This window comes from Pseudomonas sp. AF03-9 (assembly GCF_020515815.1).
Taxonomy (GTDB): Bacteria; Pseudomonadota; Gammaproteobacteria; order Pseudomonadales; family Pseudomonadaceae; genus Aquipseudomonas.
This window is the reverse complement of the sequence record NZ_JAHPJF010000011.1, coordinates 1-15198: the sequence shown is the minus strand read 5'-3', so window position 1 is coordinate 15198 and position 15198 is coordinate 1. Positions and strand designations below refer to the sequence as shown.

At 63.2% G+C, this 15198-nt stretch carries 13 protein-coding genes; 8 read left to right on the top strand and 5 right to left on the bottom strand.

Annotated elements, in window-relative coordinates; genetic code table 11:
* Positions 1-993 carry a D-xylose ABC transporter substrate-binding protein gene (gene xylF, locus LIY36_RS13980; RefSeq protein ID WP_192300882.1) on the bottom strand — a complete coding sequence of 331 codons (993 nt, stop codon included), beginning with the start codon at positions 991-993 and terminating at the stop codon, positions 1-3.
* Positions 994-1182: 189 nt separating this feature from the next.
* Positions 1183-2499 (bottom strand): xylose isomerase, encoded by a 1317-nt coding sequence (gene xylA, locus LIY36_RS13975; protein ID WP_226455998.1) that lies wholly within the window; start codon positions 2497-2499, stop codon positions 1183-1185.
* Between the two features lie 139 nt (positions 2500-2638).
* Between xylA and LIY36_RS13970 the strand changes: the two genes are divergently transcribed.
* Positions 2639-3808, top strand: coding sequence for a XylR family transcriptional regulator (locus LIY36_RS13970; protein ID WP_226455997.1), 1170 nt, complete (start codon positions 2639-2641; stop codon positions 3806-3808).
* On the opposite strand, the gene LIY36_RS13965 is transcribed toward LIY36_RS13970, so the two are convergent.
* Positions 3805-4518 (bottom strand): autoinducer binding domain-containing protein, encoded by a 714-nt coding sequence (locus LIY36_RS13965; protein WP_192300885.1) that lies wholly within the window; start codon positions 4516-4518, stop codon positions 3805-3807. The two genes, LIY36_RS13970 and LIY36_RS13965, sit on opposite strands and share 4 nt — an antisense overlap.
* Positions 4519-4693: 175 nt before the next feature.
* Here LIY36_RS13965 and LIY36_RS13960 point away from each other — a divergent pair, with 175 nt between their 5' ends.
* Together LIY36_RS13960 and LIY36_RS13955 are read left to right on the top strand one after the other, a co-directional pair.
* On the top strand, positions 4694-5278 hold the full coding sequence (locus tag LIY36_RS13960; RefSeq protein WP_226455996.1) for an acyl-homoserine-lactone synthase: 585 nt from the start codon (positions 4694-4696) through the stop codon (positions 5276-5278).
* 12 nt (positions 5279-5290) lie between these two features.
* Entirely contained in the window at positions 5291-5989 is a 699-nt protein-coding gene (locus tag LIY36_RS13955) for a lysophospholipid acyltransferase family protein (RefSeq protein WP_192300886.1), read from the top strand.
* Here the strand turns inward: LIY36_RS13955 and LIY36_RS13950 are convergent.
* Both LIY36_RS13950 and LIY36_RS13945 read right to left on the bottom strand, forming a co-directional pair.
* Complete coding sequence (locus LIY36_RS13950) at positions 5986-7251, bottom strand: carbohydrate porin (protein ID WP_226455995.1); 1266 nt, start codon at positions 7249-7251, stop codon at positions 5986-5988. The genes LIY36_RS13955 and LIY36_RS13950 overlap by 4 nt on opposite strands.
* Positions 7252-7307: 56 nt before the next feature.
* Positions 7308-9716, bottom strand: a complete 2409-nt coding sequence (locus LIY36_RS13945) for a glucose/quinate/shikimate family membrane-bound PQQ-dependent dehydrogenase (RefSeq protein ID WP_226455994.1) — start codon at positions 9714-9716, stop codon at positions 7308-7310.
* A gap of 196 nt (positions 9717-9912) precedes the next feature.
* On the opposite strand from LIY36_RS13945, the gene ltnD reads away from it, so the two are divergent.
* The 5 genes from ltnD (at position 9913) to otnI (ending at position 15172) form a co-directional block, all read left to right on the top strand.
* The gene (gene ltnD, locus LIY36_RS13940) at positions 9913-10887 is read left to right on the top strand and encodes an L-threonate dehydrogenase (protein WP_225595722.1); all 975 of its coding nucleotides are present in this window, start codon (positions 9913-9915) and stop codon (positions 10885-10887) included.
* A gap of 10 nt (positions 10888-10897) precedes the next feature.
* Positions 10898-12190, top strand: coding sequence for a 3-oxo-tetronate kinase (gene otnK, locus LIY36_RS13935; protein ID WP_192300890.1), 1293 nt, complete (start codon positions 10898-10900; stop codon positions 12188-12190).
* Positions 12187-12831 carry a 3-oxo-tetronate 4-phosphate decarboxylase gene (gene otnC, locus LIY36_RS13930; RefSeq protein ID WP_226455993.1) on the top strand — a complete coding sequence of 215 codons (645 nt, stop codon included), beginning with the start codon at positions 12187-12189 and terminating at the stop codon, positions 12829-12831. The genes otnK and otnC overlap by 4 nt, the downstream gene beginning before the upstream one ends.
* A gap of 91 nt (positions 12832-12922) precedes the next feature.
* Entirely contained in the window at positions 12923-14383 is a 1461-nt protein-coding gene (locus tag LIY36_RS13925) for a GntT/GntP/DsdX family permease (protein WP_226455992.1), read from the top strand.
* A 15-nt stretch (positions 14384-14398) separates the two neighbouring features.
* On the top strand, positions 14399-15172 hold the full coding sequence (otnI, locus tag LIY36_RS13920; protein ID WP_226455991.1) for a 2-oxo-tetronate isomerase: 774 nt from the start codon (positions 14399-14401) through the stop codon (positions 15170-15172).
* Positions 15173-15198: the final 26 nt, after the last annotated feature.

Here is a 15198-nt window from a genome sequence, read left to right as displayed (position 1 = left end):
TCACTGCCCGGCAATCTGCTCTTTGGTGTAGAACCCGTCTTTCTCCAACAGGTCGATATTGGCCTTGGTCAGCGGGGTCGGGGTCAGCAGGATGGTGTCGACCTTTTTGCTGCCGTTGTCGTATTGCGAGCCGTAGGCCGGTTTTTCATTGCGCGCCAACTGCACCGAAAGCTTGGCCGCTTCGGTGGCGATCAGCTTGAGCGGTTTGTACACGGTCATGGTCTGAGTGCCGTCGATCACGCGCTTGACGGCGGCGAGGTCGGCGTCCTGGCCGGAGATCGGCACCTTGCCCGCGAGTTGCTGCGCGGCCAGGGCCTGGATCGCGCCACCGGCGGTGGCGTCGTTGGAGGCGACGATGGCGTCGATCTTGTTGTCGTTGCGGGTCAGCGCGTTCTCGACGATGCTCAGGGCCTCGGTGGGGTTCCATTCCTTGACCCACTGTTGGCCCACCACCTTGATGTCGCCCTTGTCGATGGCCGGTTGCAGCACCTTCATCTGGCCTTCGCGCAGCACCTTGGCGTTGTTGTCGGTGGGCGCGCCGCCGAGCAGGAAGTAGTTGCCCTTGGGCGCCGCTTGCAACACGCCACTGGCTTGCATCTCGCCGACTTTTTCGTTATCGAAGGAGATGTAGGCGTCGATGTCGGCGTTGAGGATCAGGCGGTCATAAGACACCACCTTGATCCCGGCCTTCTTGGCTTCGGCCACGGCGTTGGTGAGGACGGTGGCGTTGAACGGCACAATGACGATCACGTCGACGCCCCGGGAGATCAGGTTTTCGATCTGGGAAATCTGCTTTTGCTCGTTGGCGTCGGCCGATTGCACGAAGACCTTGGCGTCGAGTTTTTCGGCGGCGGCGACGAAGTAGTCACGGTCGCGTGACCAGCGTTCCAGGCGCAGGTCGTCGATGGAAAAACCGATTTTCGGGTGGGCTGGGTCGGCCATGACGGGCAGGGCGAGCAGGGCCAGGGCGGTGGCGATAAGTGTGCGTTTCATGGGTGTGCGTCCTTTTATTGTTGTTGGAAAGACTCAGGTGAAACGGGTTTTTGTAGTGAGCGGGCTTGCCCCGCGCCGGGTGGCGAAGCCGCCCCAAATCCAGACGCCTCGGTCTTTCTGATACACCGCGGCGTCCGGGTTTAGGGCGGCTTCGCCACCCGGCGCGGGGCAAGCCCGCTCACAACGCGTTCAGCGGTAGATGAAGCGGTTGACGATGCCTTCGAGCATTTCCTGGCGGCCGCTTACCGCCTGCGGGTTCAACTCATTGGCAAACGCATGCTCGGCCAGCGACGCCAGGCTGAATTCACCCGCCAGCACCGCCTGGCCCAACGGTTGCTGCCAACCGGCGTAACGCTGGTCCTTGAACTGTTGCAGCCGATCGTTCTGCACCATCGCGGCTGCGCGTTCCAGCGCCAGGGCCAACACATCCATGGCCGCCACATGCCCGTGGAACAGGTCCACTTCGTCCAGGCTCTGGCGGCGCACCTTGGAGTCGAAGTTATAGCCGCCATTCTTGAAACCGCCAGCCTTGAGGATTTCATAGGTGGCGAGGGTCATTTCCTCGACGCTGTTGGGGAATTGGTCGGTGTCCCAGCCGTTCTGCGGGTCACCGCGGTTGGCGTCGATGCTGCCGAAAATCCCCAGGGACACGGCGGTGGCAATTTCGTGATGAAAACTGTGCCCGGCCAATGTCGCGTGGTTGGCTTCGATGTTCACCTTGATCTCATGTTCCAGGCCGTATTCATGCAGGAAGCCGAACACCGTGGCGCTGTCGTAATCGTATTGGTGCTTGGTCGGCTCCTGGGGCTTGGGCTCGATCAGCAGGTCGCCCTTGAAGCCGATCTTGTGCTTGTGCTCCACCACCATGCGCATAAAGCGCCCGAGCTGTTCGCGTTCGCGCTTGAGGTCGGTATTGAGCAGGGTTTCGTAGCCTTCGCGGCCGCCCCACAGCACATAGTTGGCCCCGTTGAGCCGGTGCGTGGCGTTCATCGCGCTGAACACCTGGGCGGCCGCCACGGCAAACACCTCGGGGTCTGGATTGCTCGCGGCGCCGGCGGCAAAGCGTGGGTTGCTGAAGCAGTTGGCGGTGCCCCACAGCAGTTTGATGCCGGTCTGTTCCTGATGCCGTTCCAGGTGATCGACCATCTGTGCGAAGTGGTGGCGGTACTCCTTCAACGAGTGGCCTTCGGGGGCGACATCCGTGTCGTGAAAGCTGTAGTAATCGATGCCCAGCTTGGAGAAAAACTCAAACGCCGCCTCGGCCTTGCCGATGGCCACGGCCATTGGCTCGCCGCTGCGCTGCCACGGGCGCTGGAAGGTGCCCACGCCAAACATGTCCGCCCCCGGCCAGACAAAGGTGTGCCAATAACAGGCGGCCATGCGCAGGTGTTCACGCATGGGTTTGCCGAGGATCAGTTTGTTTGCGTCGTAGTGGCGAAAGGCGAGGGGAGCGTCGCTGTTTGGGCCTTCGAAGCGAACCTTCTCGACACCTGGGAAGTACGGCATGGCGTTTTCCTTATTATTCTTGGCGGTGTCTCGATACTAGCAACGGTGTTGGGGCTGGCGATTATGAAAATCACCAAGGGATGGTGCGATTTTGAGTGGTGGGGGCTAGTCTGTCCCGACCGGCCTCAGGACAAAAACAATGAAAACCCTACCGCCCGTGCACCGCATTGCCTTGCTGTTCAACGGCAGCAAAATCTACGACCGCGGCATCATCGCCGGCATCGGCAATTACCTGAGCAGCACCCGCGCCTCCTGGGACTTGTTCCTTGAAGAGGACTTTCTGTGCCGCCTCAAGGGCATCGAACGCTGGCAGGGCGATGGGATCATTGCCGACTTCGACGATCCGCTGATTGGCGAGGCGCTGGCCGGGAGCCGACTGCCGGTGGTGGCGGTGGGTGGTTCCTATGAGGATGCGCGGGCGTATCCGAAGGGCATTCCCTACGTGGCCACCGATAACCACAGCTTGATGAAGCTGGCCTATGAGCACTTGATCGAAGCGGGCCTGACGCGCTTTGCCTGTTTCAGCCTGCCCGAGGCCCAGGCCAATCGCTGGGCCCAGGAGCGGGAAAAAGCCTTTCGCCGCCTGATGCAGCGCGACGGCCTGCCCGTCGAGATCTATCGCGGCCTGGGCACCAGCGCACCGCTGTGGGACAGCGCCGTAGAGCAGCAGATCGCCTGGCTGCAGGGCTTGCCCAAACCCATCGGTATCATCGCCGTCACCGATGCCCGTGCGCGGCAGTTGTTGCAAGCCTGTCTGACCGCCGGGATTGCCGTGCCGGAGGAGGTCGCGCTGATCGGCATCGACAACGACCCACTGACCCGCACGCTCACGCGGGTGCCGCTGAGTTCGGTGATTCAGGGCACCGAAACCATGGGCCGCACGGCGGCGGCGCTGTTGCACCAGATGCTGCATGGCAAGCCGTGCAAGGCCGAGCAGATCCTGGTGCCGCCGGAGGCGATCAATGTGCAAGCCTCCAGCCTGCATCAACCCTTGGGCAATCCGTATGTGATGCAGGCGCTGCTGTTTATCCGCCAGTACGCCTGCCAGGGCATCAAGACCGCCCAGGTGGCAGCGTATGTGGGGGTATCGCGTTCATCCCTCGAGGCGCACTTTCGCCGCGAACGCGGGTGCAGCGTGCATGACGAGATCCTGCGTTTCAAGCTGGCGGCGGCCGCCAAAGGCCTGGAAAACCGTGGCCTGGCGATTGCCGACATTGCGCAGCGTTGCGGCTTCAAGTCGGCGCAGTACCTGCACACGGTCTTTCGTCGTGAGTTTGGTTGCACGCCAGGAGAGTATCGCCAGGGTTAAAAAAGCAGCCCCAGCAAGGCCGCCTTGACGGCCGCCTCGGCCTTGTTGCTGGCCTGGAGTTTGCGCATGGCGTTGACCAGATGAAACTTCACCGTACGGATGTCGATGGTCAGGATCATGCTGATCTCGAAATAGGTCTTGCCCAGTGCCGTCCAGCGCAAGGTTTCTTTCTCGCGCACGGTCAGGGGGCGGTCGATTTCAGGCAGGTATTTGTCAGAGAAAAAGCGTGTCATGGACTCGTGCGCCAACTGCGTCAGCCAGATCAGCTTGTTTTCGACGCTCTCCAGCTCCAGCGCAGAAATATATTCACTGGAGCGTGAAACCGAGAGCAGGCCAATCGCGTTGGGCCCCCGCTGGGAAGACAGGCACCAGCCATGGTTCAGCTGGTAGTGCCGCGCCTCCTCCCAGAAGGCCAATTGTTTGTGCTGTTGCGCGGCGGACCAATGCAGGGGGATGGAACGGGTCAGGCCATGTTCGACGGTAGGGTCCTGGACGAAGTAGTTCTCGCTGACGTACTTGCTTTCCCAGGCGCTCGGGTAGTTCGACAGCAGGACATAGTGCGGTGCGCCCAGCGGCAGCGGAATTCTTAGACCGTAGGAGCAGAATTCAAAGCCCAAGCCGGACGTAATGGCATGCAATTTATTGAATAGTTCATGTTCGGTCGTGCAGCCCGACACTGCCTCGACTAACGTTTCGCGCCAGTCATTCACCAAGAGTTCCTTCCATGCTCGACGCCCGTCATAGCTGGGCGGAGTCGAATTATACAGGCTGTTCCAGGCGGCGGATGCATAGTTTCTGGGGGTAGTCCACCTGTCCATTCGGGCAGCTACTCACAAAATCAACGGTTTGCTGTACTCGGCCAATAATATTGGTTGGGTGGTTGGCATGCTTACGGCAGTAACAGGGACAGTGGGTGAACTATTGCCAGGCATGGCGAGTGCCCTGGCGAAGTATCGGTATGAGGTATTTGTCAAAGCCCTGGGCTGGCCGTTGCCGTGCGAAGAGGGGCGTGAGCTGGATGCGTTTGATCGCCCGGATACCGTCTACGTTCTGGCCTGTGACCGTGATCGCGAGATCTTCGGTTGCGCCCGCCTGCTGCCCACCAATGGCCCGTACCTGCTGGGCGAAGTGTTCCCGCACCTGATGGGGGAAAGCCCGCCGCCGTTCTCGGCGGATATTTGGGAGCTGTCACGCTTTGCCATCAGCCAGCCCAAGGGGCAGGTGTTGAGCGCCGAGCAATCGTGGCAGAACACGGTAAAGCTGGTTCGCGAAGTGATTGATGTGGCACGCTCCAAGGGCGCTTTTCGCCTGATTGCGTTCAGCGCGGTGGGCAACGAGCGCCTGCTCAAGCGGATGGGCGTTACCACGCGCCGGATCTCGGCGCCGCACCTCATCGACAACCAACGCATCGTGCCATTCTGGATCGACATCGACGACACCACCACCCGCGCCTTGTGCCTCGCGGCCTGAAGCGGGTTATTTATGATTGCGTTGGCCAGAGCCTTGTTGGTGCTGTTGTTGATCGTGTCGAGCTTTCCGTTTTTATGCCTCTACATGCTGATCAACCCGTCGAAGAACCGAAACCTGTACGTGGCCTGCCGAGTCTACGCGCTGATCAATCGCATCTGTGCGGTGCGTGTCGAGGTGCACGGCTTTGACCGCGTGCCCACCACCCAACCCTATATTTATGTGGCCAACCACCAATGCAACCATGACGCGCTGATCGTGGCGCAAGCGCTCAACCCCGGTACGGTGATTGTGGCCAAGCACTCACTCAAATGGTTGCCGCTGCTAGGGCAGTTGTATTGGTTGACCGGCAGCCTGTTCATCGATCGAAGCAGCCCACGGGCGTCTATCGAGGGGTTGCGCAAGCTGGCCAGGCGGGTGGTGGCCGACAACACGTCGCTGTGGATCTTCCCGGAAGGCACGCGCACCCATGGCGAAAAGATGCTCGCGTTCAAGAGCGGTGCCTTTCGGCTGGCCAAGGAAATGGGGGTGGGGATCGTCCCGGTGACGATCAGCCCGGCGGTGAACCATATCGCTTACAACGCCTTGCGCAGGACGCAGGTCAGCATCGTCGCCCATCCGCCCATCGAGGCGGATGAGGTCGCGGCGATGAGCGCCAAGCAACTGGCGAACTACGCACGCGAGATTATCAACAACGCGCTGCCGGTGGCTTAGAAGGTCGCCTTGACCTGCAATCCCAGGACCAACGCGTCGTCGATCTTGTCCCCGGAAAACGCCCCCGGTTCGATGATGTATTGCACATCCGGACGCAAGGTCAGCCACGGCGTGGCCTGGTAGCCGTAGCTCAGTTCGATCAACTGCTCGGCGTTGTTCAGGTTGGGGTAATCGGTACCGGCGTTGAACGCCGCCAGTTCCTGCACCTCACGGCTGCGCGGGTTCGGCACGGCACGCCCGTAACCGAGGGCGAGGGTGTCACGCGGGCGGCCTTCGAACGGTTTGTACAACACCACGCCCGCGCCATACCACTTGCTGAACGGTGAGGCCGCTTCACTGGCCGCCGAGTATTGGCCAAAGGCATGCAGCACGCGACCGGCGGATGTATCCGAGGCCCACACGGCCTGGTCGATCAGCAGGTAGTGCCCGCTGCGTCCACTCACTTCCTTGGTGCTGCCGATGCGTTTGACGTCGGAGCTGTCGTAGTAATAACCCACCTTGTATTCGCCCGGCAGGGTGCCCGCGTGCTTGTAGATCAGCTCGATGGGCACCACGGTGCCGGTGGTGTGCTTGGGCGTCAGATGCCAGGCGCGGCTGGAGTTGCCGTTGCTTTGCGGGTCGACGTTGAATGCCGCCACGCGCAGTTGCCAGTTTGGCGAGAGGTCGTATTTGACCCGTGCACCGAGGCGCGCATTCGGGTAGTTGGTCCAGCCGCTGCCGCCGGACATGTTCAGCGGGTGCCCGCAGAAACCGGCGTTCATGAAGTTGCACAGAACGCCGCTGTCGAGGCCGCCGAGGTCGTTGCCCATGGCCATGTAGCCAAGCTTGACGTTCAGCGCCGGGGTGAACAGCGTGCGCTCATAGCTCAACTCGGTGAGGCGGGTGTAGAGGCCGCCGTAGTTTTCCTGGATCGGCAGGCGGTTGCCCACCAGGTCTTCGGAGGCGCTGTTGCCGCGTCGGTCGTTGATGGTCAGCTGGATGCGGTCGCCGTTGTTGAAACCGTAGAGCTTGCCCAGGTCGAACTGCACGCCGAGCTTGAGGTTCTGCGAGTAGCGCGCCGAGCGGTGCATGCCGCCGTGGGCGTTGTAGGCGGTCTCGCCGCTGTAGTCGCCGGTGAAGCGGATGCCTTGTGCGTCGAGCTCGCGGCGCAGGCCGCCCCAGTCGCCGGTCAGGGTGCTGTCATCGGCTTGTACGGGCAAGGCTGCGCCCAGGGCCAGGCCGAGCAGCAGGCGCCCCAGGGACGTGTGAGAAGTGAGGGTCATGCGGGTTCTTCCAGACAGAAAGCGCGGTGCAGAGGGCACCGCGCTTGATCGAGGGGTTAAGGCAGGGCGTAGGCGATCACGTAGTCGCCACGGTCAGTGGACTGGCGTGCACCGCCGGCGGTGATCACCACGTATTGCTTGCCGGTTTTCGGCGAGACGTAGGTCATCGGGCCGCCTTGGCTGCCGACGGGCAGGCGGGCTTTCCAGATTTCATCACCGTTGGCGCTGTTGAAGGCGCGCAGGTAGAAGTCCTGGGTGCCGGCGATAAAGATCAGGCCGCCTTGGGTCGACAGCGTGCCGCCGAGGGTCGGCAGGCCGATCTTGATCGGCAAGTGCATGCGGATGCCCAGGGGGCCGGTGTCTTCAACGGTGCCCACTGGCACTTGCCACGCGACCTTCTGGGTCTTCATGTCGATCGCGGTCAAGGTGCCGAACGGCGGCGCCTGGCACGGAATACCGGCCACCGACAGGAAGCGGTTTTTGTTCACGGCATACGGCGTGCCCTTGAGGGGCACGGCGCCCATGCCGGTGTTCAGCGCTTCGCCGCCGGACGCGGCCTGGGCCTTGTTCTGCGACGGTATCATCTGGATCCACAGGCCCAGGCGCATGTCGTTGACGAAGATAAAACCGTGCACCGGGTCGGTGGAAATGCTGCCCCAGTTCATGCCGCCCAGGGAGCCCGGGAAACTCAGGGATTTATCGGTGCCCGGCGCGGTGTACAGGCCGTCGTAGCGCATGCCCTTGAAGTCGATGCGGCACAGCAGTTGGTCGAACGGGGTGGCACCCCACATGTCCGACTCGGTCAGGGTTTGCGCGCCGATCTGTGGCATACCCACAGATTTAGGCTGGGTCGGCGAGTAGGGTTCGTTGGGGATGTTGGCGGCCTTGACCGGTACTTCCTTAACCTCGGTCAGCGGCTTGCCGGTGGCGCGGTCGAGCACGTAGATCTGCCCGGCCTTGGTGCCGATCACGACTGCAGGCACGGCTTTGTCGGTGCCGGGTGCAGTGAAGTCGATCAGGCTTGGCTGCATCGGCAGGTCGAAGTCCCACAGGTCATTGTGGACGGTCTGGTACACCCACTTTTCGGCGCCGGTGGAGGCGTCCAGCGCGAGGACCGACGCGCCGTATTTGTGGTTCAACTGCGTGCGTTCAACCCCGTAGATGTCGGTGGACGAGCTGCCCATCGGCAAGAACAGGGTGTTCATCAGCGGGTCATAGGACATCGGCGCCCAGCTGTTTGGCGTGCTGCGCACGTAGGTGCTGCCCTCGGCCGGGGCTTGTTTGTCCTGTGGGTTGCCGGGGTCGAAGGCCCAGCGCATATGCCCGGTGATCACGTCGAAGCCACGGATCACGCCGCCGGGCATGTCGGTCTGGACGTTGTCCGCCACGCGCCCGCCAACCACCACGGTGGTGCCAGCGATCAATGGCGCCGAGGACAGTTGGTAGTAGCTGTCCGGCACGTTGCCCAGGCCGGCTTTCAGATCCACTTGGCCGTGGTTACCGAAGTCTTCGCAGAACTTGCCGGTGTCGGCGTCCACGGCGATCAGGCGCGCATCGATGGTATTGGTCAGCAGGCGACGCTGGCACTGCGCACCGGCGGCGACACTGGCAGCAATGATCGGCGAGCTGTTTGGTTGGGTCGGCTGGGCAATCGGCGCGGTGGCGTCGAAGTAAGCCATGCCACGGCAACGCTGCCACACCGCCGACTTGGCGTTGACGTCGTTCTTCCACAGCTCTTTGCCGGTGTCGGCGTCGAGGGCGATCAGGTTGTTGTGGGGGGTGCAGATGAAGACTTTGTTGCCGATCTGCAAGGGCGTCAGTTGGTCTTCGGCGCCGTTGCCGTCGCTGAGGGCGACGTCACCTGTGTGGTAGGTCCACGCCACTTTGAGTTTGTTCACGGTGTCACGGTTGATCTGGTCCAGCGCGGCGAAACGGCTGCCGCCTTCGGTGTTGCCGTAGTGCGCCCAATCTTTCTGCGCATCGGCCGCCGCCACCGGGGTGATGCCCGGACCGGCACCCGTCGGCGCGACGCTGGGGTGGGCGACAAACATATTGCCCGCCGCCACCGCCACGCCGACCGCCAACACGGCGGCGACGCCATACGCGCCACGCGCCGGCTTGCCGGCCAGCAGCGGGTAAACCAGTGCCACCACCATGCCGATGGCCGCGAACATGAACAGCCGCGAGAACAGCGGCCAGAACACCAGCCCCACATCCGCCACGGCCCAGATCGCCGTGCCGACCAGGAACGCGGCGAACAGCCACGCGCCGGCTGGTTTCTGCCGCGCAATCAGCAGCCCGGAGACCGCCATGGCCAGGCCGCCGATCAGGAAATACCAGGAACCTCCAAGGCTGACCAGCCTGGCGCCGCCGACGGCCAGCGCCACGCCGAGCAGGGCGATGATGACGCCCAATCCCAGCAGGAGAAATCTAGAGGCGCCCGTGGCGCGTGATGCTTGTTTCATGTCGACAGCACTCAAGGTGAATGGCAAAGAGAGAATGTTAGCAAGATAAGTAACTGGTTAGTACATTCTTGCGATAAGACGTAAGTAGCAGGTGATGTGATGATTCAAGCAGGGAGCGCGGCGCTTTGCCGGAAAAGACGCGATGTTAAAAAATGTTAGATTGAAAAAATACTTCACATAATCTGTTCATTGGTGGATGATCGATAGCAATTCCAACGCGGCTCGCCGGTGTGGCCTCAGCCGCCGTTTTCCCCTGGAGTACCCCATGAATAATAAGAATGTTGGTGTTGTCGGTCTGGGCGCGATGGGCCTGGGCATTGCCCGCTCGCTGCTGCGCGCCGGCTTCAATGTGCATGCCTGTGACGTGCGTGACGCCGTCACCCGGCAGTTCGCAGGCGAAGGCGGGGTGGCCTGCACGTCTGCGGCGCAGATGGCCGAAGCCTGCGATGTGATCATCACCGTGGTGGTTAACGCCGAGCAGACCGAAACCGTGTTGTTCGGTGAAGGCGGGGCGGTGGCGGCACTGCGTCCGGGCAGCCTGCTGATCGGCTGCGCCACCGTGGCGCCGACCTATGCGGTTGACCTCGGTCAGCGCCTGGCGGAGCAGGGCCTGCTGTACCTCGATGCGCCGATCTCCGGCGGTGCGGCCAAGGCTGCCGCCGGTGAAATGACCATGATGACCTCCGGCCCGCACGCTGCTTACGCCAAGGCTGAGGCCGTGCTGGCCGGCATGGCGGGCAAGGTCTATCGCCTGGGCGATGTCCATGGCCTGGGTTCCAAAGTCAAAATCATCAACCAGTTGCTCGCCGGCGTGCACATCGCTGCGTCTGCCGAAGCCATGGCCCTGGGCCTGCGCGAAGGCGTCGACGCCGATGCCTTGTATGAAGTCATCACCCACAGCGCCGGCAACTCGTGGATGTTTGAAAACCGCGTGCCGCACATTCTGAAGGCGGACTACACGCCGCTGTCGGCGGTGGATATTTTCGTCAAGGACCTTGGCCTGGTGCTGGATACCGCCCGTGCAAGCAAATTCCCGCTGCCGCTGTCGGCCACCGCACATCAGATGTTCATGCAGGCCTCCAGTGCCGGTTTCGGCCGCGAGGACGACTCGGCGGTGATCAAGATTTTCCCCGGCATCGACCTTCCGACCGCCAAGCCCGACTCTGTTTAAGGAACGCGTCATGACGACTGCCAACGCGCGCCCATTGCTGGGCTGCATCGCCGACGATTTCACCGGCGCCACCGACCTTGCCAACATGCTCGTGCGCGGTGGCATGCGCACGGTGCAGAGTATCGGCATCCCCAGTCGCGAAGTCGCGGCCGGGCTGGATGCGGATGCAATTGTCATCGCCCTAAAGTCGCGCACCACCCCGGCAGCCGAGGCGGTTGCTGAATCCCTGGCCGCACTGGACTGGCTGCGCGCACAGGGCTGCGAGCAGATTTTCTTCAAGTACTGTTCCACCTTCGATTCCACCGCCGCGGGCAATATCGGCCAGGTCAGCGAGGCCTTGCTCAAGGCCCTGGGCAGCGACTTCACCCTGGCGTGCCCGGCGTTTCCGGAAAACGGTCGGACGATTTTCCGTGGCCACTTGTTTGTGCAGGACCAACTGCTCAGCGAATCCGGCATGCAGCATCATCCGTTGACGCCGATGGGCGACGCCAATCTGGTGCGTGTGCTGCAAAGCCAGACCCAGCTGCCGGTCGGCCTCCTGCGTTACGACGCGATTGGCGCCGGGGTCGAGGCGACCCGCGCCAAGATCGCCGAACTGCGTGCGCAAGGCGTGGGCATCGCCATCGCCGATGCGCTGTCGGACCGCGACCTCTACACCCTGGGCAGTGCCTGCGCGGACTTGCCGTTGCTGACCGGCGGCTCGGGCCTGGCATTGGGCCTGCCGGACAATTTCCGCCGCGCCGGCAAATTGCGTGACTTCGATGTCGCCACGTTGCCCTCGGTCAGCGGCGGCGAAGTGGTGTTGGCGGGCAGTGCATCGGTAGCGACCCTGGGCCAGGTGGCAGCCTGGCAGGAAGCCGGGCGCCCGGCGTTGCGCATCGATCCGCTGGCCCTGGCGGCCGGTGAACCGGTGGTGGCCCAGGCCCTGGCGTTTGCCCGCGACAGCGCGCATACCGTGTTGATCTACGCCACCAGTACCCCGGCCGAGGTCAAGGCGGTGCAACAACAATTGGGCGTCGAACGCGCCGGGGCCCTGGTGGAGGACGCGCTGGGCGAGATCGCCAGCGGCCTGCGCGCAAGTGGCGTGCGGCGCTTTGTGATCGCCGGCGGCGAAACCTCCGGCGCGGTGGTCAAGGCGCTGGGCGTCAACCTGTTGCAGATCGGCGCGCAGATCGATCCGGGCGTGCCGGCTACCCTCAGCGGTGGTGCCGAGCCGTTGGCGCTGGCGTTGAAATCGGGCAACTTCGGCGGGCGCGATTTCTTCGCCAAGGCCCTCGCGCAACTGGCCGGAGGTGCGCAATGAGCGGCATCGACGAACAGGCCCAGCGCGACGAAATCTGCGAGGTTGGCCGCAGCCTGTATCAGCGCGGCTACACCGTGGGCAGTGCCGGCAATATCAGCGCGCGCCTCGACGATGGCTGGCTGATTACGCCGACGGATATCTGCCTCGGGCGCCTGACCCCGGCCGCCATCGCCAAGGTCAACCTGAAAGGCGAGTGGGTCAGCGGCGAAAAGCCGTCCAAGACCCTGGCCCTGCATCGCCAGGTGTACGACCGCAACCCTTCGGTGGGCGGCGTGGTGCATACCCATTCGACCCATCTGGTGGCGCTGACCCTGGCCGGGGTGTGGCGCGCGGACGACATCTTGCCGCCGCTCACGCCGTATCAGGTGATGAAGGTCGGGCACATTCCCTTGATCGGCTACCAGCGCCCCGGCTCCCCAATGGTTGCCGAGCAAGTTGCACAACTGGCCAACAGCGTGCGCGGCGTGATGCTCGAACGCCTCGGGCCGGTGGTCTGGGAAAGCTCGGTGGCCAAGGCCAGCTACGCCCTGGAAGAACTGGAAGAAACCGCGCGGCTCTGGTTGATGAGCAACCCACGGCCCGCGCCGCTGGACCAGGCTGCACTGGATGAACTGCGCGAGACGTTCGGCGCGCACTGGTAACCCCAACATTGCACGCGTTGCTCCGAGGCCCTGGTCAGGGACTCGACGGCCCCGGCTTGCGTAAAAAACAATAACAACAGGACATTTTCGAATGAGCCCACTGATTTTGATGTTGACCGCCGGTGCGGGTATCGCGCTGTTGCTGTTTCTGGTCCTCAAGTACAAATTCCAGCCGTTTGTCGCGCTGATGCTGGTGAGTATCGTGGTGGCCCTGGTTGCCGGGGTGAAACCCGCCGACCTGGTCGCGACCATCGAAGGCGGCATGGGCAAGACCCTTGGCCATATCGCGATCATCATTGCCCTGGGCGCGATGATCGGGCGCATCATCGAACTCTCCGGCGGCGCCGAGGCCCTGGCCAAATCGCTGATCGAGCGCTTCGGCAACAGCCGCACGCCGCTGGCGCTGACCATTGCCGGGTTCATCATCGGCGTGCCGGTGTTCTTTGAAGTCGGGGTGATCATCCTGATGCCGCTGGCCTATGGCGTGGCTCGCCGCGCCCGCAAACCGCTGCTGATTTTTGCGCTGCCGATGTGTGCGGCGTTGCTGACCGTGCATGCGTTCCTGCCACCCCATCCGGGTGCCGTGGCGGCCGCCAGCCAACTGGGGGCGGACCTGGGGCGGGTGCTGATGTTCGGCCTGCCGATGACCGCATTGCTGTGCTACATCGGTTATCGCGTGGCGGGGCGCATGACCCGCCGCTTCTACCCGATGACCGACGACATCCGCGCCGAAGTCTACGGCCCGCACGTGACCAACGCCGACTTGCAGGCCTGGAACAATGGCGGCCAGCAGGCCGTACAACAAGCGGCCGTGGCCGAGTCCCACATGGGCCTGGAAGAATCCACCAGCGCCATCGCCGCCAAGCTGCCGGCGGCGCCTGCACCGGGTTTTGGCTTGATTGTCAGCCTGATCCTGCTGCCGATTGTGTTGATCCTGTTGGGTACCCTGGCGACTTCGCTGTTGCCGGTCGAGTCGACCTTGCGTGGAGTGATGACGGTGCTCGGCGCGCCGCTGGTCGCGCTGCTGATCGACACCTTGCTGTGCGCCTGGCTACTGGGCTCGCGCCGTGGCTGGAGCCGCAGCCAGGTATCGGATGTGATTGGTTCGGCGTTGCCGGGCGTGGCCATGGTGATCCTCATTGCCGGTGCCGGTGGTGTGTTCGGCAAGGTGCTGGTGGACACCGGCATCGGCGCGGTAGTCTCCGACATGCTGCGTACCACCGGCTTGCCGGTGCTGGCCCTGGGCTTTTTGTTGACCATGCTGCTGCGTGCGGTGCAGGGTTCCACGACCGTGGCGCTGGTGACCACGGCCGGGATCATCAGCCCGTTGATCGTCACCCTCAACCTCACGCCCAACCACCTGGCGCTGCTGTGCCTGGCCATGGGCGGTGGCGGGCTGGCGATGTCGCATATCAACGACGCCGGCTACTGGATTTTCACCAAGCTCGCCGGGCTCAACGTGGCGGACGGTCTGCGCACGTGGACGGTGATCACCACTTTGCTCGGCACCTTGGGGTTCTTGATTACCCTAATGATCTGGCCTTTTGTCTGACTTCCAGGAGTTCCCATGCCTCGCTTTGCTGCCAACCTGAGCATGCTGTATCCGCAACACGACTTTCTCCAGCGGTTCGCCGCGGCGAAAGCCGATGGGTTTGATGCGGTGGAATACCTGTTTCCCTACGACTACAGCGCGGCCGAGCTCAAGCAGCGCCTGAGCGACAACGGTTTGGTCCAGGCCCTGTTCAATGCACCGCCGGGTGACTGGGCGGCGGGGGAGCGCGGCATCGCCACGCTGCCGGGGCGTGAGGCCGAGTTTCGCCTGGGCTTCGACCGCGCGCTGGAATACGCCGCCGTGCTCGGCAACGACCGTATCCACGTGATGGCCGGCCTGTTGCCGTCGGAAAGCCTGCGCCAGCGCCACCACGCCGTGTACCTGGAAAACCTCGCCTACGCCAGCGCCGCAGCGGCCCGGGTCGGGGTGACGGTGTTGCTGGAGCCGATCAACACCCGCGACATGCCGGGGTTCTTCCTCAACCGCCAGGACCAGGCCCAGGCCATCTGCCGTGAAGTGGGGGCGAGCAACCTCAAAGTGCAGTTCGACTGCTACCACTGCCAGATTGTCGAGGGGGATGTGGCGACCAAGCTGCGTCGTGATTTCAACGGCATCGGCCATATCCAGATCGCCGGCGTACCGGACCGCCATGAGCCGGACTCGGGCGAGTTGAACTACGGCTACCTGTTCGGCCTGATGGACCAGTTGGGCTACACCGGCTGGGTTGGCTGCGAGTACCGGCCAAGGGGCGACACCTCGACGGGCCTGCAATGGTTGCGTGATCTGTAACGGACCCGCGTTCGGCAAACGTGCTT

What these genes read in the sequence shown, in the direction of transcription:
- otnK (WP_192300890.1), top strand. Translation starts at nt 10,898, where the DNA reads ATGACGACTGCCAACGCGCGCCCATTGCTGGGCTGCATCGCCGACGAT.
- otnC (WP_226455993.1), top strand. Translation starts at nt 12,187, where the DNA reads ATGAGCGGCATCGACGAACAGGCCCAGCGCGACGAAATCTGCGAGGTT.
- LIY36_RS13955 (WP_192300886.1), top strand. Translation starts at nt 5,291, where the DNA reads ATGATTGCGTTGGCCAGAGCCTTGTTGGTGCTGTTGTTGATCGTGTCG.
- LIY36_RS13970 (WP_226455997.1), top strand. Translation starts at nt 2,639, where the DNA reads ATGAAAACCCTACCGCCCGTGCACCGCATTGCCTTGCTGTTCAACGGC.
- LIY36_RS13960 (WP_226455996.1), top strand. Translation starts at nt 4,694, where the DNA reads ATGCTTACGGCAGTAACAGGGACAGTGGGTGAACTATTGCCAGGCATG.
- ltnD (WP_225595722.1), top strand. Translation starts at nt 9,913, where the DNA reads ATGATCGATAGCAATTCCAACGCGGCTCGCCGGTGTGGCCTCAGCCGC.
- xylF (WP_192300882.1), bottom strand. Translation starts at nt 993, where the DNA reads ATGAAACGCACACTTATCGCCACCGCCCTGGCCCTGCTCGCCCTGCCC.
- LIY36_RS13950 (WP_226455995.1), bottom strand. Translation starts at nt 7,251, where the DNA reads ATGACCCTCACTTCTCACACGTCCCTGGGGCGCCTGCTGCTCGGCCTG.
- xylA (WP_226455998.1), bottom strand. Translation starts at nt 2,499, where the DNA reads ATGCCGTACTTCCCAGGTGTCGAGAAGGTTCGCTTCGAAGGCCCAAAC.
- LIY36_RS13925 (WP_226455992.1), top strand. Translation starts at nt 12,923, where the DNA reads ATGAGCCCACTGATTTTGATGTTGACCGCCGGTGCGGGTATCGCGCTG.
- otnI (WP_226455991.1), top strand. Translation starts at nt 14,399, where the DNA reads ATGCCTCGCTTTGCTGCCAACCTGAGCATGCTGTATCCGCAACACGAC.
- LIY36_RS13945 (WP_226455994.1), bottom strand. Translation starts at nt 9,716, where the DNA reads ATGAAACAAGCATCACGCGCCACGGGCGCCTCTAGATTTCTCCTGCTG.